General features: G+C 64.3%; 19 protein-coding genes. 7 read left to right on the top strand and 12 right to left on the bottom strand.

Going from position 1 to position 20,164, the window contains the following annotated elements; all coding sequences use genetic code 11:
- The first annotated feature begins 215 nt into the window (after positions 1 to 215).
- The 3 genes from arfB (at position 216) to ACE3UG_RS14385 (ending at position 2,364) form a co-directional block, all read left to right on the top strand.
- Entirely contained in the window at positions 216 to 632 is a 417-nt protein-coding gene (arfB, locus tag ACE3UG_RS14395; RefSeq protein ID WP_374624970.1) for an alternative ribosome rescue aminoacyl-tRNA hydrolase ArfB, read from the top strand.
- A gap of 113 nt (positions 633 to 745) precedes the next feature.
- Positions 746 to 1,042, top strand: coding sequence for a helix-turn-helix transcriptional regulator (locus ACE3UG_RS14390; RefSeq protein WP_374625043.1), 297 nt, complete (start codon positions 746 to 748; stop codon positions 1,040 to 1,042).
- Positions 1,043 to 1,068: 26 nt separating this feature from the next.
- On the top strand, positions 1,069 to 2,364 hold the full coding sequence (locus ACE3UG_RS14385) for a type II toxin-antitoxin system HipA family toxin (protein ID WP_374624968.1): 1,296 nt from the start codon (positions 1,069 to 1,071) through the stop codon (positions 2,362 to 2,364).
- 9 nt (positions 2,365 to 2,373) lie between these two features.
- Here the strand turns inward: ACE3UG_RS14385 and ACE3UG_RS14380 are convergent, their stop codons facing one another.
- From ACE3UG_RS14380 to ACE3UG_RS14355, 6 genes are all read right to left on the bottom strand, one after another.
- Complete coding sequence (locus ACE3UG_RS14380) at positions 2,374 to 3,588, bottom strand: MFS transporter (RefSeq protein WP_374624966.1); 1,215 nt, start codon at positions 3,586 to 3,588, stop codon at positions 2,374 to 2,376.
- A gap of 355 nt (positions 3,589 to 3,943) precedes the next feature.
- The gene (locus ACE3UG_RS14375; protein ID WP_374624964.1) at positions 3,944 to 4,186 is read right to left on the bottom strand and encodes a ChaB family protein; all 243 of its coding nucleotides are present in this window, start codon (positions 4,184 to 4,186) and stop codon (positions 3,944 to 3,946) included.
- A gap of 113 nt (positions 4,187 to 4,299) precedes the next feature.
- Positions 4,300 to 4,455: a DUF3309 family protein gene (locus tag ACE3UG_RS14370; RefSeq protein WP_374624962.1), complete on the bottom strand. Its 156-nt coding sequence runs from the start codon at positions 4,453 to 4,455 to the stop codon at positions 4,300 to 4,302.
- Between the two features lie 312 nt (positions 4,456 to 4,767).
- Complete coding sequence (locus tag ACE3UG_RS14365) at positions 4,768 to 5,199, bottom strand: PRC-barrel domain-containing protein (RefSeq protein ID WP_374624960.1); 432 nt, start codon at positions 5,197 to 5,199, stop codon at positions 4,768 to 4,770.
- A 75-nt stretch (positions 5,200 to 5,274) separates the two neighbouring features.
- A complete protein-coding gene (locus tag ACE3UG_RS14360) occupies positions 5,275 to 5,637 on the bottom strand; it encodes a BON domain-containing protein (RefSeq protein ID WP_374624958.1) in 363 nt (120 codons plus the stop codon).
- A gap of 233 nt (positions 5,638 to 5,870) precedes the next feature.
- Positions 5,871 to 6,116 carry a BON domain-containing protein gene (locus ACE3UG_RS14355; RefSeq protein ID WP_374624956.1) on the bottom strand — a complete coding sequence of 82 codons (246 nt, stop codon included), beginning with the start codon at positions 6,114 to 6,116 and terminating at the stop codon, positions 5,871 to 5,873.
- A gap of 1,122 nt (positions 6,117 to 7,238) precedes the next feature.
- Here ACE3UG_RS14355 and ACE3UG_RS14350 point away from each other — a divergent pair.
- Positions 7,239 to 9,377 (top strand): putative bifunctional diguanylate cyclase/phosphodiesterase, encoded by a 2,139-nt coding sequence (locus tag ACE3UG_RS14350; protein ID WP_374624954.1) that lies wholly within the window; start codon positions 7,239 to 7,241, stop codon positions 9,375 to 9,377.
- A 147-nt stretch (positions 9,378 to 9,524) separates the two neighbouring features.
- Here the strand turns inward: ACE3UG_RS14350 and ACE3UG_RS14345 are convergent, their stop codons facing one another.
- Together ACE3UG_RS14345 and ACE3UG_RS14340 are read right to left on the bottom strand one after the other, a co-directional pair.
- The gene (locus ACE3UG_RS14345) at positions 9,525 to 9,920 is read right to left on the bottom strand and encodes a cupin domain-containing protein (protein WP_374625041.1); all 396 of its coding nucleotides are present in this window, start codon (positions 9,918 to 9,920) and stop codon (positions 9,525 to 9,527) included.
- 100 nt (positions 9,921 to 10,020) lie between these two features.
- The gene (locus tag ACE3UG_RS14340; RefSeq protein ID WP_374624952.1) at positions 10,021 to 10,773 is read right to left on the bottom strand and encodes an SDR family oxidoreductase; all 753 of its coding nucleotides are present in this window, start codon (positions 10,771 to 10,773) and stop codon (positions 10,021 to 10,023) included.
- Between the two features lie 205 nt (positions 10,774 to 10,978).
- Between ACE3UG_RS14340 and ACE3UG_RS14335 the strand changes: the two genes are divergently transcribed.
- Positions 10,979 to 12,505: a PLP-dependent aminotransferase family protein gene (locus ACE3UG_RS14335; protein ID WP_374624950.1), complete on the top strand. Its 1,527-nt coding sequence runs from the start codon at positions 10,979 to 10,981 to the stop codon at positions 12,503 to 12,505.
- Positions 12,506 to 12,714: 209 nt separating this feature from the next.
- Here the strand turns inward: ACE3UG_RS14335 and ACE3UG_RS14330 are convergent, their stop codons facing one another.
- The gene (locus tag ACE3UG_RS14330; protein WP_374625039.1) at positions 12,715 to 13,746 is read right to left on the bottom strand and encodes a DNA-binding protein; all 1,032 of its coding nucleotides are present in this window, start codon (positions 13,744 to 13,746) and stop codon (positions 12,715 to 12,717) included.
- A 114-nt stretch (positions 13,747 to 13,860) separates the two neighbouring features.
- Between ACE3UG_RS14330 and ACE3UG_RS14325 the strand changes: the two genes are divergently transcribed.
- Positions 13,861 to 15,036 carry a site-specific integrase gene (locus tag ACE3UG_RS14325; RefSeq protein ID WP_374624948.1) on the top strand — a complete coding sequence of 392 codons (1,176 nt, stop codon included), beginning with the start codon at positions 13,861 to 13,863 and terminating at the stop codon, positions 15,034 to 15,036.
- 164 nt (positions 15,037 to 15,200) lie between these two features.
- The gene (locus ACE3UG_RS14320) at positions 15,201 to 16,334 is read left to right on the top strand and encodes an NAD(P)H-dependent flavin oxidoreductase (RefSeq protein ID WP_374624946.1); all 1,134 of its coding nucleotides are present in this window, start codon (positions 15,201 to 15,203) and stop codon (positions 16,332 to 16,334) included.
- Between the two features lie 57 nt (positions 16,335 to 16,391).
- Here the strand turns inward: ACE3UG_RS14320 and ACE3UG_RS14315 are convergent, their stop codons facing one another.
- From ACE3UG_RS14315 to ACE3UG_RS14305, 3 genes are all read right to left on the bottom strand, one after another.
- The gene (locus ACE3UG_RS14315) at positions 16,392 to 17,114 is read right to left on the bottom strand and encodes an ABC transporter ATP-binding protein (protein ID WP_374624944.1); all 723 of its coding nucleotides are present in this window, start codon (positions 17,112 to 17,114) and stop codon (positions 16,392 to 16,394) included.
- Positions 17,115 to 17,192: 78 nt separating this feature from the next.
- On the bottom strand, positions 17,193 to 19,073 hold the full coding sequence (locus tag ACE3UG_RS14310; RefSeq protein ID WP_374625037.1) for an ATP-binding cassette domain-containing protein: 1,881 nt from the start codon (positions 19,071 to 19,073) through the stop codon (positions 17,193 to 17,195).
- Between the two features lie 110 nt (positions 19,074 to 19,183).
- Entirely contained in the window at positions 19,184 to 20,062 is an 879-nt protein-coding gene (locus ACE3UG_RS14305; protein ID WP_374624942.1) for a branched-chain amino acid ABC transporter permease, read from the bottom strand.
- Positions 20,063 to 20,164: the final 102 nt, after the last annotated feature.

Genomic DNA, 20,164 nt, shown 5'->3' with positions numbered 1-20,164 from the left:
GCAACACACCGTAATATGCCACTCCCATTGTAAAAGGCACGGACAGCGCCTTGTGTGACGCGGTGCCAGACGCCAGCCGTCCGCTTTCACCCCGCGGTGCCGCTACCGGAGAATTGTCGGAATCTGGCCGGATTGCACCGGCTACGCTCCCAATTCAAGGCGCCGTCGTTCAGCCCCGCTTGTGAGCGACACCGTGAGAACGTTATCCTTGGCCCATGAACCGCCGCATTCTCATCGCTCCCGAAGACGTCGAACTCACCGCCATGCGCTCCCAGGGCGCCGGCGGCCAGAACGTCAACAAAGTCTCCAGCGCCATCCATCTGCGCTTTGACGTGATACGTTCGTCATTACCCGACGATGTCAAATTCCGCCTGCTTTCCCGTCTCGATCACCGCATCACGCAGGACGGTGTCATCGTCATCAAAGCCCAACAACATCGTTCGCAAGAACTTAACCGCGCCGATGCGCTTGCGCGCTTGCAGGCACTGATCGACGCCGCCACCGTCGCGCCCCGTCGCCGGGTCCCGACCCGACCCACGCTGGCCAGTCAGGTGCGCCGCCGAGACGCGAAGCAGGCACGCTCGCGCGTCAAAGCAACGCGCGGCAAACTGGCGGCCGGCCGCGACGAATAATGATAACTATAAATATCATCACCCAGTAAAAGCTAATTTACGTTATCTTTTACTGAATATCGTCGAAAAATATGCTAATATAAATTATCATTTTTTGAAGAAAGCTTATTGTGATGAGCTTTATCGATCCTCTTGTTGCGGCACGTAGGGCGGCGGACTTGACGCAGGCCGAACTGGCCGATCGGGCCGGGCTGTCGCGCATGACGGTGCAAAAGGTGGAGTCCGGCACGCTCGACCCGCGCATCTCCACGGTGCTCGAGATGGCGCGTGCACTTGGCTTCGAGCCGATGTTCGTTCCGGCCAGCCTGCGAAAGGAGGTCGAAGCCTTCCTTCGCTCTGGCGGGAAATACCTCGCACAGCCGAGCGGCGTCTCCGCCCCGCCTTCCATCGTCGAAACGCTCGCTGGCTAATCGGTTGCGGTCTCGGACGCCTGCCCATGAACATCAAGTATCTGCGCGCCTATCTGCACATGCCCGATGGGGCGCGTCGCGCCATCGGCTACCTGTCGCAATACGGTGACATCCTGCGCATGTCGTTCGACGAGGATTACATCGCCGACGCCCGGCGGCCGGTACTTTCGCTGGCCTTTCGCGGTGCCAACGAGACCGCCACACGCGAGATTCTCGCGTCGCCGCACGATGCCCGCCTCGTGCGCACCGACGGACGCTGGCCAGTGTATTTCGAGAACATGCTGCCCGAGGGCCATAACCGCGAACGTCTCGCCGCCGAGCGCCGCTGCAGCCCCGACGACGAGTTCGAACTGCTCGCCGCCGCCGGTCACGATCTGATGGGCGCGCTCGAAGTCGAACCCGTCCCTGCGCGCGACGGTGTACCAGACGTTGTGCACCGCTGGCACACGGCGCTTGGTTTGGAAATGGTGGAACCCGGCTTCGTCGATACACCGGTCGAAGATGCGGCATCGCTGCCTGGCGTCGTGACGAAGTTCTCGGCCATTCGGGATGGACGGCGCTATATCGTCAAGCGACAAGGGCGAGCGGGTTCCGTCATTCTCAAGTTGCCGACAACACGTCACCCGGATCTCGTGGAGAACGAATTCACGGGCTACCGGCTGTGCGAAGCGCTCGATCTGGATTGTGCAAAAGCCGAGATCATCTCGCGGCGCGATGCCGATTTGCCCGAGGAAGTACCGTTCGAACACATCCTCGCCGTGCCGCGCTTCGACCGGCTACCCGACGGACGCCGCGTGCACATGGAGGAATTCGCACAAGTGCTGCAATATCCGCCGCGCAGCAAGTACGGGCGCGGCCTCGATATCGACTACGCGACGATGCTGCGGGTGCTGGACCAGTTGTCGGGCCAGCCGGTGCGCGACGTGCGCGAGTGCCTGCGGCGTCTCGTCGCCTTCATCCTGCTCGGCAATACCGACGCGCACCTCAAGAACTGGGCCCTGACCTATCCCGACGCCCATACGCCACAGTTGGCGCCCGTGTACGACCCCGTGTGTGTCGCGGCCTTCTTTCACGACGTTCCTGCATCGCACTACGGCGTAAATCGGGCCATCGACAAGACGTTGCGGGCGTTCGACTGGCACGCTCTCGAAGGGCTGCTCAAGGGCGCGGGCCTGCTGCGCGTGAGCCGGTTGACGGCCATTGCCCGCGAGACCGTTCGCGAAGCCCAGGCCAAATGGCCCGCACGCCTCGCCGATGCTCCAGCGGCCGTACGCGCCACCGTGCTCGAGCGCCTGAACGGCGGCGTAGCCCTGACGGCCTGATCCGGCGGCTTATCTTGCCTTGCGGTGCGCGTCATGGCGCGCCCAGAGGAACATCAGCACGCCCGCGCACGACAGCAGCACCCCCACCCAGCCGGTCGACGTCCAGCCGTAACCCGCAGAAATCGCCACGCCGCCAAGCCATGCGCCGGCGGCGTTGGCCATATTGAACGCCGAATGATTGAGCGCCGCCGCGAGTGTTTGAGCGTCGCCCGCCACATCCATGAGACGAATCTGCAAGGCCGGCCCGATGATGATGATCGTGCCGATGGCGAGCACATTGATACCGGCAAGCCAGGGGCTCGACGCGGTGAACGTGAAGGCGCCGAGGAGCAGCGCGGACCAGATCAGCGTGCCGCCAATCGCATGCATGAGCGACACCCTGGCGACCAGACGCGGCCCCAGTACGGTGCCCGCGACCATGCCGACGCCAAACAGCGCCAGGTAGAACGGCACCCACGTTTCGGGAACGCCCGCGACTTGCATGAGCGTCGGCTTGATGTAACTGAACACCGCGAACATCCCGCCGAAGCCGATCGCGCCAATGCCGAGCGTAAGCCACACTTGCGAGTTGCGCAGCGCGCTCAGCTCACGCAACGGACTCGCACCGTGGGGCGCCGGCACATCCGGCACCCAGCGCCAGACCATCACGGCCGTCAACGCTCCGATGAAACCGACGAGTACGAACGCAGCACGCCAGCCAAGCCACTGCCCAAGCCCCGCCGCAAGCGGCACACCGAACAGCGTGGCGAGCGTCAGCCCGAGCATGACTTGCCCCACGGCGTGCACGCGACGATGCGGCGGCACCAGCGACGCACCGACCAACGCCGCAACACCGAAGTACGTGCCGTGCGGCAGACCGCTGAGGAAACGCAGCACAAGCAGCGCGACATCGTTCGGTGCAAGGGCGCTCGCCAGATTGCCGACGGCAAACATTGCCATGAGGGCGATCAGAAACGCGCGACGCGGCAGACGCACGCCGAGTATGGCGAGCAGCGGCGCGCCTACGACGACGCCCAGGGCATAGGTACTGATGGCATGGCCGGCTTGGGGAATGGTGATACTCAAACCGCGCGCGACGTCGGGCAGCAAGCCCATGATGACGAATTCGCCCGTCCCAATAGCAAATCCTCCCATTGCAAGCGCCACGAACGAGAGCCAGATGGGAATGGACGGCGGCGGCAACGCTTCGGTCGCCTGGGCGGACAGGATTTGGGGGGTACTCATTGAGATTCGGTCATGGCAGCCAGCGCAGCGCTGGCCAGGTTGCCGGTAACGACGTGGAAACGGGTATTGGGCGCCGCACGCTGTCGATGTCGAACCATCGTTGCAGCCCCCCCGTTCGAGGAAGCCGATTTTACGTCAACCCGTTGACTTCTGCAGAATGAATGCCGCAACGCAACATTGCCATGACTTCAATGTCGCGCATCAACCATCCGACAGGCTCAGACTCCCCATGGCATGGCGACATGTGCACACCGTCGACATTCGCTGTGTGCATCTGTGTCCCCACCTGTCGTGCGGATCACGGGATCATGGAATCCATTGCACCACCGTATCGATGTATCGATGCATCGATACGTCAATGGAGATACGGCTTTGCGTGCCACTGTCCCGACTGTTCGTCCTTCTCGTAAGTCTTCTTCACTGCGGCCCATGCGACTTTGTGCGCGGCTTCCTCGCGCGATTCGTCGGCGCGCCGCTTTCCGGGCTCACGGTACTCGTCCCAAGCCGAATTGAATGCCTTGAGATAGATCTCCTGCGCGTGGGCCGGCAGGTGATTCTTGACACTGGCCGGTAGATCGTGGGGCTGGCGATAAGGCATGGTGGTTTCTCCTCGCAAACGCCCGCACAAGACGACGCGGGACCATTCGTTGCAGCTCGGTTGACGCTCGGTTGCGCCCGGCGCATGCCGGGCACTGCATCGCCGCGTCGGATTCAGATGCGGCCCATGATGACCAGCAGCACCACGATGAGCAAGATCAAACCGATACCACCAGAGGGGTAGTAACCCCACCCTCTGCTGTGCGGCCAGGCGGGTATCGTACCGAACAACAGCAGAATCAAAACAATCAACAAGATAGTGCCAAGCATATCCTTCCTCCCTTGCCAATTCGACCTTCAGGTTCGTGGGCGTGCCGTGCCGTCATGGACCGTCGAGCGCGTCGCTCAAAGACGACATATTTGCCGGGAGGACGAACCGGGGGCTCCTCGACCGGCGGCTCCAGCGGTCTGTCGGGCGGGGGCATCGGTGTCGGTTCATCCTCGCCGGGCGGATGCTTCGGTGGCGGTGTCCCGGGTGGCTTGCCTGGGTCGTAAGGCTCAGGCAAATGCGCATACAGATGCGAAGCCCGTGTCCACCGGACGGTTTCCGTTTGATTCGACATGCGCAAGGCCCCGTCTGTCTCAATGCCAGTAGGGGTCGACGGTGTAATACGTATGCACCTGTTCGGCCCATTGCACATCGGCCATACTCGGCCAATGGTCCTTGTCGAAGCCCGGCGCCTTCTTGAGCGCGTCCTTGCCGATGTCCAGAATGAAGCGCTTGTTTTCTACGTCGAGCTGCAACGCATGCCAGGGAATGGCGAACAGTTTGTCGCCCATGCCGAGAAAGCCGCCGAACGAGAGTACCGCGTAGGCGACCGTGCCGCGCTGCACATCGAGCATGATGTGCTTGACCTTGCCAAGGCTCTCGCCTGCGGGGTTGACAACGTCGTCGGCATCGAGTGCGTCGGCAGCCATCACCGACGGGCCCGGCCCATCGGGCAGCTTGTGCGTAGCACCCACGATGCGGGCACCTGACTGGGGCGTAGGGCCCCGACCGGTTTGCATGGCCATGATTCGCTCCTTCATCATCCAGTGATGTCAAGTCGAGGCACGAGAAAGCGCGCCGTCGACGTGTCCAGCGTGCGGTTACTTGCCCATGACCTTGATGTCGTCTTTGACGTCGACGACGCCCTCAACGCCCTTGACCGTGTCGACGATGAGGGTCTTCTGAGCGGACTGCGGCACCGAACCCGTCAGATGCACCACGCCGTGACGCGTCTTCACGTGCACCTTGGTCGACGGCACGTCTTTCTTCGCGAGCAGCGCGGCCTTCACCTTGGCAGTCAGCGCCGAGTCGTCGATTTTGCGGCCCGCGTCGCTCATCATGCTGTTGGCACTCCCTTCGTCGGCAACCTTGACGATACCGCCCTGGTCAAGGGCATGCGCTGCGACGCCGATCGTTGCGAGTGCGCCAGCCATCACGAGTTTGATCAGATTGGATTGCTTCATTGTCGAGCTCCCGAAAATGCGTCGTCATAACCACGGCATCGCTGCCTTGGACGTCACCCCTGCACGTCAGACGTGCAGCACCCATGCGACGACGGAGTCATGGGCGATACATCCCCTCGCTCGGAGATGCATGGTCCTGCCTTGCCACCGACGCGCGGCAGGCCCATCTGAATGCAGTTCGCCCCGGGGCCGACTGCATGGCCTGGCGTGCGATTCGCGACAGTCAATGCCCGTCAGATCTTGTGACCTTCCTGGCTCTCGCCCGGGCGGCTCATGGCCTTGCCGCGACGTTCGTGCAAGCGATTGTCGACGCCCCTCACACCGGGCACCTTCGAGACGACCGTCTGCACCACATGCTGCATCCAGCGATCCGGCACATAGCCCGTGAGCAGCGCCAGCCCGGAAATGACGGTGACCTCGACGTGCGAGACATCGAGGTCCTGCGCGTCGACCAGCGCCTTGCGAACGTCGTCGCGCAACGCAGTGTCGGCGGGCGACGGGCCACGCGAGCGGCCCTGCACAGAGCCATGCGCCGTCGCTTGCGGCCTTCCCTGAATAGGTGGGCCCGCGCGCCCCGGTGCGTCCCCCTCGAGGCCTCGACGCCCTGCGACCGGTTCAGCCTCACCGGACAAATGCACCGCACGCGCCTCAGAATGCGCTGGCGCAGCGTCTGCCCCAATCGTTCCGTCAGGCCAGTCGATCTGGCCCGACTGCGATGGACTTCTCACCGGCACCTCAACGCCGCCGACGTCGGGGGCGACGTTGGAAGCGACGTTGGAAGCGACGTCGGAAGCGACGTTGGAGCCGCCGGAGCCACCATGGGCGTCACCTCCACCTGGGCGTCCCAACCGCGGATCCGCGCCGATCGTCTCTGCGTCACCGTCTTCGTGCATCAAAGCGTGCTTTTCCAGCTGTGCCTCACCGTTCGTCGCCCCGCTTTGCGCAGACGACTTTGGCGATGAGGGAATGCGCTTCGCCATGACAACCTCCCTGACTGCCCATTCATGCCTGCGATACATGCTTTTGCAATCGGCCCTCGGCCTGTTGATTTCGATTCTAGGCAGTCCACTCCATCGGCGGCATCAGCGAAGTCTGAAAGATTTGTAGGCGGACGCCGGTAAGCAGCGACTTGCCAAAGTCGGCACAACCTCAAGCACAGAAACAGTCATTGAAATCAACCACTTGAGACAAGATTCGAACGTCATTTGGGAAAACGGACATGACGCATACATAAAAAAGCCGTATCCTCACGCCCACGCACCATCGGACAATTCCTACGCATTGCGCCTCCCACGGCCAATGCGTCAAGCGCGCGCAGCACGCGCCGATACGGTCGGGGTGCGTCTCTCGGCACCCCGCGCAAGCGCTTGGCATCAGGCCGTCGGGCGTCACGCCCTCGCCCCGATCGCGGCTGGCGGCCCTGGCGCGATAGCATCGACACGCTTGAGACTCGGCGCACCGCGCGCGGGCATCGGCCGCTGCCCGCGCGTCCTCCCGGACAGAATCAGCGATGGGCTGTCGGTAAAATTCCGACGCGACCCTCAACTATCGGCTGCTCGGGCCGATAACCAGTTAAGCGGGACTTTTCGGTCGGTTTTCTTATGTCCAGTTCGTACAGTGGTTGGCTCGTTGCGCTATCGCTCGCGGTTGCAGTGCTGGCGTCGTTCACGGCACTCGACCTTTCGGGTCGCATCTATCTCTTGACGCACCGTGGCATGCGCCACGCGTGGCTCGCCGTGGGCGCCGCCGCAATGGGCATTGGTATCTGGTCGATGCACTTCATCGGCATGCTCGCGCTATCGCTCTCGCCCACCTGGTCGCCGCTGGACACTCACGCCACCCTTGCGCTCGGATACGCGCCGGGTATCACGGCAGGCTCGCTGGGCATCGCCATCGTCATCTCGTGGGGGGCGCTCCGGCTGGTCGCCAGCGAACGCCTCACGAAGTGGCGTCTGGCGAGCGCCGGCGTCACGCTCGGTATCGGAATCGCCGCCATGCACTACACCGGCATGGCCGCCATGAAGATGAACCCGGAAATCCAGTACGATCCGGCGATTTTCGCAGCGTCGATCCTGATCGCGATTGCGGCCGCAACGGCCGCGCTGTGGATTGCCTGGACCTTGCGCGATGGCAGCCTGCGCTACGTCATGGCCAAGCGGATCGGTGCCGCCGGCGTCATGGGACTGGCCATCACGGCGATGCACTACACGGGCATGGCCGCAGCCAACTTCGCCCCGGGCGCCATCTGCGGCGCTGCCGGCGGCGTCAGCTCACAGTGGCTGGTCACGACCGTCAGCCTGTTCACTTTCCTGATTCTCGTCACCACATTGCTCGTCTCACGCCTGGACGCGCGCACCAGCTTCCTCGCCAACTCCGTCCTGCAACTGAACACACAAATCGCACGAATGGCGACATTCGACGCACTGACCGATCTCCCCAACCGCCGCGCACTCCATGACGCTGCCGCCCGCATGCTCATCAACTCGCGTCGCGATCAACGCCGCTTCGCCGTGCTGTTCATGGATCTGGACGGTTTCAAGACCATCAACGACTCGCTCGGCCACAACGTCGGTGACGACGTCCTGCGCGCGTTCGCCAAGCGCCTTCGCAAGAACGTCAACGGCGACGACGTGGTTGCGCGGCTCGGGGGCGACGAATTCGTGGTGCTGTTGGGCGCCCTGTCGTCGGCGGCGGTCGCGGGGCGCGTAGCGCAACGGCTGCTCGACGACATGCGCGACGGGCTGCGCGTTGGGGACCAGTCGCTGCACGTCATGCCCAGCATCGGCGTGGCGCTATTCCCCGACGATGGCGACAGCATCGACGTGCTGCTCAAGCACGCCGACACGGCCATGTACGAAGCGAAACGCGCCGGCCGCGGCATCTACCGCTACTTCGAGCCCAGCATGAATGCCGCCGCCCAGCGTACGTGGGAGATCCAGCAGGCATTGCACGACGCGGAACACGAACAACATTTTTCTCTGCATTTTCAGCCGAAATACCGCGGCGACACCGAAGCGCTGGCCGGCGCCGAGGCATTGCTGCGTCTGACACATCCCACTTTCGGCGAACTGCAACCGGCCGACTTCATTCCGGTGGCGGAACGCACCGGCCAGATCGTGCAGATCGGCTACTGGGTCGTGCGCGCCACGTGCCGCCATATCAAGGATTGGGACGCCGCAGGACTCCCGCCGGTCAAGGTCGCGATCAACCTGTCACCGCGCCAGATTGCGCAGTCGTCGCTCGTGGAGAACATCGTGGATATCGTGCGTGAGGCGGGGATCGGCAGCCATCGACTCATGTTCGAAATCACCGAGACGGTGGCGATGTACGACGCCCAGCACACGATCGAAGTGATTCGCGCCTTTCACGAGCACGGCTTCGAAGTCGCCATCGACGATTTCGGCACAGGCTATTCAAGCCTCGCGTACTTGCAGCGCTTCCGGGTCAAGCAGTTGAAGATGGATCGCTTCTTCACGAGCGGGCTGGACACTTGCGGCCGCGAAGGCAGCGCGGTGGTTTCCGCCATCATCGCGCTCGCACATTCGCTCGACATGGACGTGGTGGCCGAAGGGGTCGAGACAGCGTCACAGCGCGAGGCGCTCAAGACACTCGATTGCGACGAACTGCAAGGCTTCCTGCTTGGCAAGCCCCTCACGGGCGACGCCTTCGCCCGGCTGCTCGCCTCGCTGCCCGGCATGCCCGGCATGCCCGGCATGCCAGGCACCCCCGCGATGGCCTGATTTGTCGTTCACGGATGCCGGATGCCGGGTGCAGGGTGCCGGATGCTGGCGCAACCGGGCGCTAGGCGCGAATGGATCATCAGGACACCCGCCCGACCCGCAGCGGACCGCACCGGCGCATGACCGGCGCCAGCATGAACGTTTTGCCTACTTCACCGGGGTCAATATCGGTGCACCTTTGTTCTTGAGCAGGAACACGACAAACTTGGCCGGCTGCGTATCACTGGCATTGCGCCCAACGGTATGAATGTCGTTGGGCCCTTCATAGAACGTGTCGCCAGCCTTGAGCGTCACCGTCTTACCGCCCTTGACACCCATGACGATGCTCCCCTCGAGTACGTAGACGAAAGCATGCGCGTCATGCCGGTGCACCGGGTCGACCGCACCGGGCGGATACTCAACGACAATCATCTGCGCTTCCTTGCCGGGATACTCAGGCAACGGTTCCACGCGCAGCGATTCCACGCTCGCCTCGGGCGCGGCCACGACCGGGCGGGCAACCGTCAGACATACCCCGATCAAGGTCACAGCGACGACGACCATCTTCTTCATAACATCACTCCTGACAGGCACTGTCGTGCCCGAACGTCTTGTCACGCGAGCCGGGCGCCGAGCGGCGCACCCAGCCCGACCGGTGTCGGTTTCAGTGGCCTTTGGCCTGCGCGAGCCATTGATCGAGACCGATACGCCCGATTCGCGCGTCGCCGAGCGGTACCAGCGACAGTTCGTCGACGTGGCCGCCAAAGTACCTTGCATTGCGATCCGTCACGACCGGGCGCGCGTCGCCCATCGTTTTCAGATAGCGCGCCACGATCTCCGCGAGCGGCGCACGATCCGGGCCGGCGATGTCGAGAGTGCCGTTCAGCGGCGCCGCGAGCGTGACCTGGGCAAGGATCGCCACGATGTCGTCTACGGCGATCGGCTGAAACATGCCGTCGCTCACGCGTACGGTGCCGTCTTGCGTGCTGAAATCCGCGATTCCGCCGATGAACTCCATGAATTGCGTGGCGCGCACGATCGTGTAGGGCACGCTGGCGGCTTCGATCGCCTCTTCCTGCGCGACCTTGGCGGTGAAGTACGCGTTGTCCGCCATGCGCTCGGTACCGACGATCGACAGCGCAACGTGATGGCGCACGCCCGCCGCCACCTCGGCCTTGCCCAGATTGCGCGCCGAGGTGCGGAAGAAGTCGAGCACCGCCTGCGGCTCCCAGGAGGGCGCGTTCGTTACATCCACGACCACGTCCGCACCGATGAGCGCTTTGCTCAGCCCCTCGCCCGTCACGGTGTTGACGCCCGTGCGCGGCGACGCAGCGAGCGCTTGATGGCCCGCCTCGCTGAGCAGGGTAACGAGACGTGAGCCGATCAGGCCCGAACCACCGATAACCACGATTTTCATGGCAGCTTCTCCAAATGTGTCTGTGTGAATGAACGCGAGGAACGCGTGGGGGGCGTGGTGGGCGTGGAATCGCGTCAGCGTGTCCCTGCCATGGCATTGCCTGAGAACAGTATGGTTCAAGTCATGACCCAATCAAAAGGGTCAAGAATTGTTAATATGACTAGTCCAAGATGCTCCCCTCCCGCGCCTTGCCCGCGAGACCGTCATGACCGCGCGAACACCCGCATTGGCGATCGAGATCGATCGCCGCAAGCCGTTGCCCATCTACCTTCAGATTTGCGAGCGCTTCAGAACGGCGATTGCAGCCGGGCATCTGCGCCCTGGCGACCGCGTGCCCGCACTGCGCAGCCTCTGCGCGCAGTTGAACACGGCACGGGGCACGGTCGAGCTGGCCTATACGATCCTTGTCGACGAGGGATACCTGCAGATGCGAGGCGCGGCGGGCACGTTCGTTTCTCCTTCGCTTCCGCCGTGCATCGTGCCTTCGACATCCGCAACGGGCCGCCCGCGAGCGCACGCTCACCCCGCCACGGAAGCTGGCGGCTCGACGAAGTCGCCCGATGCGTCTCAAGGTCGACCGATGTCGCATCAGGTGGCGATCACCGTTGCGATGAGCGGTGAGCCGAGGCCATTGCAGCCAGGGCTTCCGGCGCTGGACGCATTTCCGCGCAAAATCTGGAGCCGGCTCGTCTCGCTGCGCGTGCGCAGCGGCGAACGCGCGATGCTCGCCTGTCCTGATCCGATGGGCTACCGGCCGCTGCGCGAGCGGATTGCCACCTACATCGGTCTCTCGCGCGGTGTCGCGTGTGTCCCCGAGCAGGTATTTGTGACCGGCGGCTATCGCGCGACGCTTGAACTCGTGTTGCGCAGTCTCGCGCAAGCGAACGATCGCGTGTGGTTCGAGGATCCCGGCTATCTGCTTGCGCGCAATTTTCTGTCCGAGACTGGCATGCAGTTCGTACCGGTGCCGGTAGACGATGAGGGAATCGACGTGGAACGCGGCATACAAATCGATCCGGAGGCACGGTTCGCGCTCGTCACGCCATCGCATCAGAGTCCGCTCGGGCACACGCTGTCGCTCGCGAGACGCCTGGCGTTGCTGGATTGGGCGGAGAAAGCTGCTCGCTGGATCATCGAGGACGACTACGACAGCGAGTTTCGATACTCGGGCAGGCCCTTGCCGGCCTTGAAGAGCCTTGACCGGCACGATCGGGTGATTTACTGCGGCACGCTCAGCAAGCTGATGTTTCCGGGCCTGCGGCTCGCATACGCGGTGGTGCCGGAGCGGGCTGTCGAGCGCGTCGGGCGGGTGGCATGCAGCATGAACGCCGGCTCCCCGACGCTGTTGCAGGCCGCGGTGGCCGACTTCATGGAACAGGGCCATTTTGCGCGACACGTGAAGCGGATGCGAACGCTGTATGGACAGCGACGCGTGTGGATCACGCAAGCGCTGGAGCAGGCGTTCGGGGAGCGGTTGCGTCTCGATCTACCCCCCGGCGGGATCCAGTTCGCCGTGCAATTCCCGGACGGCCCCAACGGGCCGGTCGACGATGTCGCCGTTGCCTCGCGCGCCAACGAGGCGGGGCTTGCCGTATTGCCCCTATCGACCTGGTATTCGAACAGCCGTACGCCGCGCACGCCGCGTGGCCTCGTCATTGGCTTCGCGAACGTCGCCGACGCTGCGGAAGCGGCCCGTCTCGCGCGAAGGTTGCGTCTGTGCCTGAATGAGTGACTGAATGGCCGAGCTTCCACCGATCGATGACCGTCGGTGAGCCAACGCCCGACTAGCCGCGCCCACCGCGTCGCCAGGCTGTTACGAGCGGCTCTGCGTTGGCACTTGCCTCACGCTTGGGGCGAAGGAGATTGCCCGACGCCACGCCCAGACGATCGCCGCATGTCGTGACAAAGGCAAACGGATCGAATACGGACGTGACCAGGGCTTCATGGGCGGCGTGCACGGCGCAACACCGACGCTGCCGGCGCGACCGTCCTGGTCATGCGACGCTTTCTTCCCGATAGGTTGCCCCGCCCGAGCGCGGGCAACGATGCGGGCGGTGCGGCCAGCATCGACTGATACGTCGCCGCGAGCGCTTCCTGAGTACTGACCTGCTCGCGCAGGCGGGCGACAACGGCATCCTGCAGCGCCTTGGCCGCACGCATCTCATGCTGCGCTTCGGCCATTGCCGCCAACCCCGACTCGGCCTCCTGCAACTGACGCTGCGCCTGTTTGCCCGCCTGTTGCAGCGCCTTGATCGATTCCCGCGCGGCATCGAGCTCCAGCATCAAGCGACGCTCGCTCGCCTCGGCACGCTCGCCGATCCGGGCACGCTCGGCGTCCCATTGGGTGCGTTGCACCGCGTGCGCATCCTGAAGCGCCTGCGTGGCGTCGCGCGCAACACTAAGCGCCTGCCGCGACGCAACGGCGTCCGCCTGCGCCTCGATCAGCAAGGCTTCGGCACGTCGCGCCTGCGCTTGCGCCTCCTCCTTCGCCTGGCGAGCATCGGCCGCAGCCGTCTCGGCAGCGGCAATGCGCTCGTGAAGCACAGCGCGCGACTGTTCCAGCGCCTCACGATCCGCCGCCAACGCCGCTTCGCGCGCGTCCAGCACCGCACGCCGTGCCGCCTCCTCCTCGGCGAGCGCTGCCCGCCCCTCCTGCAACGCCAGCCTCCAGAGATCGTGCGCTGCGCTCGCCACCGGCGCCGACATGGGCACGCCGTCCGGCCATCCGGCCGACGGGTGCGCCGCGCCCTGCACGCGCGCCCCCAACCCGGCAAACCACGCGTCGAGATATGGGCTCACGGTATTGGGCGAACCCCGCCCCAATTGCTGACGAATGCGCTCGATGGTGGGGCGTTGCCCTGCCATCAACAGCGCGTCGGCCGCCGCCCACACGTCGTGCTCGGAAATACCACGCCCACCCTGCCGGGGCGACGGCGTGGACATGGCGTCTTTCGATGTCTGGGGGGAAGTCATCACGAATGGCTCCATAGTGTCGATGACATTGCCAAATAACCCACGATAATGGAAGATTACCGAGAGTTATTCTTTCAATGCGTTATATTTATTACATCTTACATATTAAATCATATGTCTGGTAGGAAAATTACATCCGGGGGCGTATCCGCACGCGACTCGACGCCCGGCGCCGTCGCTCGAGATGCCGCAGCGTCCGGCCTGCCCGCGCCGCTCGATCCGACCCGGCTTCACGCCGATGCCCGCGAAGCCGTTCAAGCGCTCGCCCGCGAAGGCGATTCGCCCAACACGCGCCAGAGTTATCAATCGGCAATGCGGTACTGGTTGGGCTGGTATCGGCTGCGTTACGGTGAGGCGCTCGTTGCGCCACTGCCGCCTGCCGTGATCGTGCAGTTCGTGGTGGACCATGCGCTGCATCAAAGCCAGCGCGGCCTCAGAACCGAGATGCCTGACGCGCTGGACGCCGCCCTGGTCGCACAGCGTCTCAAGGCGCGTCCAGGGCCACCTTCGCTCGCCACGTTGCGCCACCGGTTAAGCGTCATTGCGAAGCTGCATACGTCGCGGAACCTGCCGAATCCGTGTGCCGAACCGGCAGTGCGCGAACTGTTGGCAAAGACTCGCCGCGCCTATGCGAAACGCGGCGTTCGCGCGGCGAAAAAAGACGCACTGACGCGAGAACCGTTGCGCGCGATGCTGGCAACCTGCGACGAGTCCTTGCGCGGCAAGCGCGATCGCGCGCTGCTGCTGTTCGCCTGGGCGAGCGGCGGTCGCAGACGCTCCGAAGTCGTGCGTGCGACGTGCGAAAACGTGCGGCGCACAGGGCCCGACCACTACGTCTACACGCTGGCCTGGTCGAAGACGAATCAGCAGGGCGCAGACCTCCCCGAGAACGAAAAGCCGGTCACGGGGGCCGCTGCTGCAGCACTCTCGGATTGGCTGATGTCAGCCGGCATTGCGCAAGGTCCGATCTTTCGCCGCGTGCGGCGCGGCGGCCATCTGGGCGACCCCCTCTCGGAGGCCGCGGTGCGCGACATCGTGCGCGAGCGATGCGCGCTCGCCGGCCTCGACGGCAACTTCTCCGCGCACTCGCTACGCGCCGGCTTCGTCACCGAAGCCGCGCTTCAACAAGTCCCATTGGCCGAGACCATGTCGATGACGGGACACACCAGCGTGGCGACTGTCGTCGGCTACTTCCGGCGCTCAGACATGCAGCGCTCACGCGCCGCCGACCTGATGGGGACGGACAACCCGCCCGGCGTGCCCGATGAAACGCCCCGGGCGAAAGCCTGACGCCACCGCCCACGGCGAAGTGCCCCTGCCAATTCTGGGGGTAGCCGACATAAAGATGCATTTAAGTGATATCTTTTCCCGCACCGAGTGTATGCCATAGTGAATTGACGGCCTGCTGTGACTGCCACGGTTCCCCCTCCGAACACGCAAAGGTGCAGATCGACATGCCTAGCTCCACTGCCTCCCAATCCCGCCATCGCGCGCTCATGGAACGACTCGGTCTGCTCACGCCGATCGTTCAGGCCCCCATGGCGGGCACGTCCACGCCAGCGCTCGCCGCGATCGTCTCCAACGCCGGCGGGCTCGGCTCGATAGGCGTCGCCGCGATGAATGTCGAGGCCGCCCGCAAGTCCATTCAGGACACGCGTGCGCTGACCCGCAAGCCGTTCAACGTGAATGTGTTCTGTCACGCGCCCGCCACGCTCGACGCCGCGCGCGACGCCGCCTGGCTGGCCTATCTCGCCCCGGAGTTTGCGCGTTTCGACGCCGCACCGCCGGCTACGCTGAGCGAGATCTACAAGAGCTTTGTGGCCGACGACGCGATGTTCGCCATGTTGTTGGAAGAGCGTCCGGCGGTGGTCAGCTTCCACTTCGGGCTGCCACCGCAGGAAAAGATCGACGCGCTGCACGCCGCAGGCATCATGCTGTTCGCCTCGGCGACGAATCTGGCCGAAGCCAAGGCTGTCGAGGCGGCCGGGGTCGACGTCATCGTCGCGCAGGGGTATGAGGCAGGCGGTCACCGTGGCCGCTTCGAAGATCTTGGCGACCGTGTGCCGACCGACGACGAGCAACTGGGTACGCTGGCGCTCGTGCGCCTGATCGTCACGCACACATCGGTGCCGGTGATTGCCGCAGGCGGCATCATGGACGGCGCGGGTATCGCGGCAGTGCTTGCGCTCGGCGCGCAGGCGGCACAACTCGGCACCGCCTTCGTCGCCTGTCCGGAATCGGCGGCGGACGCCGCCTATCGCGAACGGCTGACCGGGCAGAATCCGCCGCGCACCGCCTTGATCCGCGCGATCTCCGGACGCCCGGCGCGCGGCTTTGTGAACCGTCTGTATGCGCTGGAGCAAACGGCGGACCGCCCGATGCTGCCCGCCTATCCCGTCACCTACGATGCGGGCAAGGCCCTCAACGCCGCAGCGAAAGCCAAGGGCAACAGCGACTACGCCGCGCAATGGGCCGGCCAGGCGGCGCCGCTCGCCCGCGCCATGCCCGCCGGCCAACTCATGGACGTGCTACGCGCGGAACTTCGCGAGACGATCGAAGCGCTGCGAGATCTGAGCGCCATGGGCTGAGCGCGGCGCAGCGAAGGCGGTCATCGACGCCAGTACATCGACGTCAGTACATCGACGTCAGTGACTGCCGCCCAGGTACGCGGCGCGCACCTTGTCGTCATTGCGCAGGTTCTCCGCCGGGCCGTGCACGGAAATGCGACCGTTCTCCAGCACGTAGCCATAGTCGGCCACGCCCAGCGCGGCTGCGGCGAACTGCTCCACGAGCAGCATCGTCACACCCTCCGACTTCAGATTGCTGATGATGCGAAAGACCTCGTCGACCAGAATCGGCGCCAGGCCCATCGACGGCTCGTCGAGCAGCACGATGTCCGGGCGCAGCATGACCGCCCGGGCCATGGCGAGCATTTGCTGCTCGCCTCCCGAAAGCGTACCGGCCAATTGATTGCGCCGCTCCTTGAGTCGCGGGAACAGATCCATGGCGCGGTCCAGATCGGCGGCGATATCGCCGCGCGGCCGGCTGCCCGTCAGGCGCGGGAATGCCCCCAGGCGCAGATTGTCCATCACCGTCATGGTGGCGAACACGCGTCGGCCTTCGGGCGAATGCGCCAGTCCAAGCTTCGCGATGCGATGCGAGTCCAGCCCGTCGATACGCTTGTCCCCGAGCGTGATTTCGCCGGAGGTCGGCTTGATCATGCCGGAGACTGCACGCATGGTGGTGGTCTTGCCCGCACCGTTCGACCCGATGAGCGTGATGACCTGACCGCTCGGCACGTCGATATCGATGCCGTGCAGCACCTGCACCTTGCCGTAGCCGGCTTGCAGATTACGAATGGAAAGCATAGTGGTTCCGTTTATCCGTCGTGGCTACGCGGCACACGGCGGCGTTCTCCGCGCCGTGTGCCGCGTGCGCGAATGTCGTCAGTGCGTCGTCGATGCGCCGCCCAGATACGCCTCGATCACCTTCGGATCGGCCTGAATCTGCGCCGGCAGACCTTCGGCGATCTTCTGTCCGAAGTCGAGCACGGAGACCGTCTGGCAGGTGCTCATCACCACGTCCATGTGGTGCTCGATCAGAATGACCGTGATGCCGTGGTCGCGAATCTTGCGAATGATCGCGAGCAGTTCCCGAATGTCGGGCGCCGTGAGGCCGGCAGCCGGCTCGTCGAGCAGCAGCAAACGCGGATCCAGCGCCAGCGCGCGCGCAATTTCCAGCAAGCGCTGTTTGCCGTACGGCAGGTTACGCGCCTCTTCGTCGGCAAGCGACGACAGTCCCACGAACTCCAGCAGTCGCATCGCGCGGGCACGCGCCCCCGCCTCCTCGCGCTTGTAACGCGGCAGACGCAGCGAGACATCGACCAACGTCGAATGGAACGTGTGATGCAAACCGACGAGCACATTCTCCAGCGCCGTCATTTCGCCGAACAGCTGCACGTTCTGGAACGTGCGTGCCACCCCGGAGAGCGCGATGTCCGCCGATGTGCGTCCGGCAATCGATTGGCCGGCGAACTCGATGCTGCCCGCCGTCGGCACGTAAATGCCGGTCAGCACGTTCATCATCGTGCTCTTGCCCGACCCGTTCGGGCCGATCAGCCCATGAATCGTGCCGCGCTTGACCGTAAGATCCACCTGATTGAGCGCCTTCAGGCCGTCGAATTGCATGAGCAACTGACGCACGTTCAGCAGTTCCTCAGGACCGCCCGCCGCTGCCGTCAGCACCGGGTCGCTGTCGCCGGCAACCGTCTCGTCGACCTGCGTGGCCGAGACGGTCGACGCGCGACGGCGATTCAGAATACGCGCGCGCACGAAGCCAATGATGCCGTCCGGCAGGTAGTACACGACGAACAGGATCATCAGGCCGAAGATCGTCAGACGCCAGTCCGTGATGTTGTCGCGCCACCAGGTCACCCCGGCCAGAGCGATCGTGCCGGCGATCGGCACGGCCGCCTTGGCAAGCGAGGTGCGCGCGCGTGCGATGGCCGTCACGGCCACGACCGTGGTCACGGCAGCGATGGCCGTGGCGACGATCCGGAAGGTACCGATGTCGTCGAGCAATTGCGGCAGCAGCACGACGATCGTCGCACCCAGCAACGCGCCGCTGCGCGTCTTGCGCCCGCCCATGATGACAGCCAGAAGGAACAGGATCGTCAGCTCGAAGTTATACGTATTCGGCGAGATGTACTGCTCCGAATACGCGTAGAGGCTACCCGCCAGGCCGGCAAAACCGGCGCTGATCACGAACGCGTATACCTTATAGCGGTACACCGACACGCCCATGCAGTCCGATGCCACGGGCGAATCGCGCAAGGCTTCGAAGGCGCGCCCAAGGTGCGACTTCAGAATCCGGTGGGCGACGACCATGCTCACCAGCAGCAACACGGCAACGAGCCAGTAGTACTCGTTCTCATCGATCGGGTGCCCGCCAATGAGCGGCTTCGTGAGCGTGATGCCCATCGGCCCGTCGGTCAGGAAGTCCATCTCGTTGATGAGAATCTGGATGATGGTGCCGAAGGCAAGCGTCACCATGGCCAGATACGGGCCGATCACGCGCAGCGCCGGTAATGCAAGCACGGCACCGAACGCCGCCGTGATGAGGATCGCGGCCGGAAGCGCCAGCCAGAGCGAGAGGCCGAGCTTGGTGAAGAACACACCCGCCACGTAGGCGCCAATGCCGAACAGGCCCGCATGGCCCAGCGACACCTGCCCGGTGTAACCCACGACGATATCCAGCCCGAAGAGCAGAATCGCGTAGATCATGATCGTCTCGATCATGTGGATGTAATAAGGATTGCCGATGGCCATCGGGAAGCCGAACAGCGCGACAATGCCCACGATGGCGGCGAGCTTCGTGGTCACTCGCAGGCCGCCGGCATCGCTGGCTCCGCGCACGGTAGAGGTCTGTGCGGTCATGGTTACACCTTCTTGATGGCGGTCTTGCCGAACAGGCCCGCCGGCTTCACGGCCAGCACAAGCAGCAGCAGCACGAGACCCGGCACGTCTTTGTAGCCGGTCGAAATGTAGAATGCGGTCGTTGTCTCGGCAATGCCGAGCAGCAGGCCGCCCACGAGCACGCCCATCCCGCTCGACAACCCGCCGATGATGGCCACGGCGAAAGCCTTGAGCCCGAGCACGGCCCCCATCGTGGCGCCGGTGAGCGTGAGCGGTGCAACGAGCACGCCCGCAAATGCGGCCGCCATGGACGACAGCGCGTACGAGAAGGTGATGACCAGGCTGGTGTTGATGCCCATGAGTCCGGCCGCGTCGCGGTCGTTGGCCGTGGCCACCACCGCCTTGCCGTAGATCGTGCGCCGGTTGAAGAACTCGACCGCCGCCATCATGAGCAGCGCGCCCACCACGACGAGCAGTTCCATCGGCAGCACGTTTGCGCCGAACAGGTGAATCGGCGACTCAGGCAGCGGCGACGGAAATTTGAGATCGTCGCGTCCCCACACGTTTTCCGCGACGTTACGAAAGATGATGCCCAGCGCAATGGTGGACATGATCCAGCCGAACTCCGACTTGATCCGCAACGCGGGCTTCACCCCGATGCGCTCGACCAATGCGCCTTGCATCAGACCGAACACGCAGACGATGGGGATCATCAGCCAATAGTTCAGCCCCAGGGTTTCGACCAGGGTAAGGCCGACCAGTGCGCCAAGCATGAGCGCTTCGCCCTGGCCGAAGTTCAGGGTGCCGGACGTCGCGAACGTCAGTTGGTAACCGAAGGCGATCACGGCGTAGATCATCCCCAGCGCGATGCCGCTGTAGATGAGTTGAATCAGGATGGTCATGCGGTCCTCTCTCGCGAGTGCGAGCCTACGAGCGATGCACGGGAGGCATTCAATGCGCGTGCCGCGCGCCGGTCCCGAGTGCCGGCGTCTGGCCCGGGTGGG

This window comes from Pandoraea sp. (genome assembly GCF_041919235.1).
GTDB lineage: Bacteria > Pseudomonadota > Gammaproteobacteria > Burkholderiales > Burkholderiaceae > Pandoraea.
The sequence above is the reverse complement of the archived record's forward strand: the minus strand, read 5'-3'. Positions and strand labels throughout refer to the sequence as shown.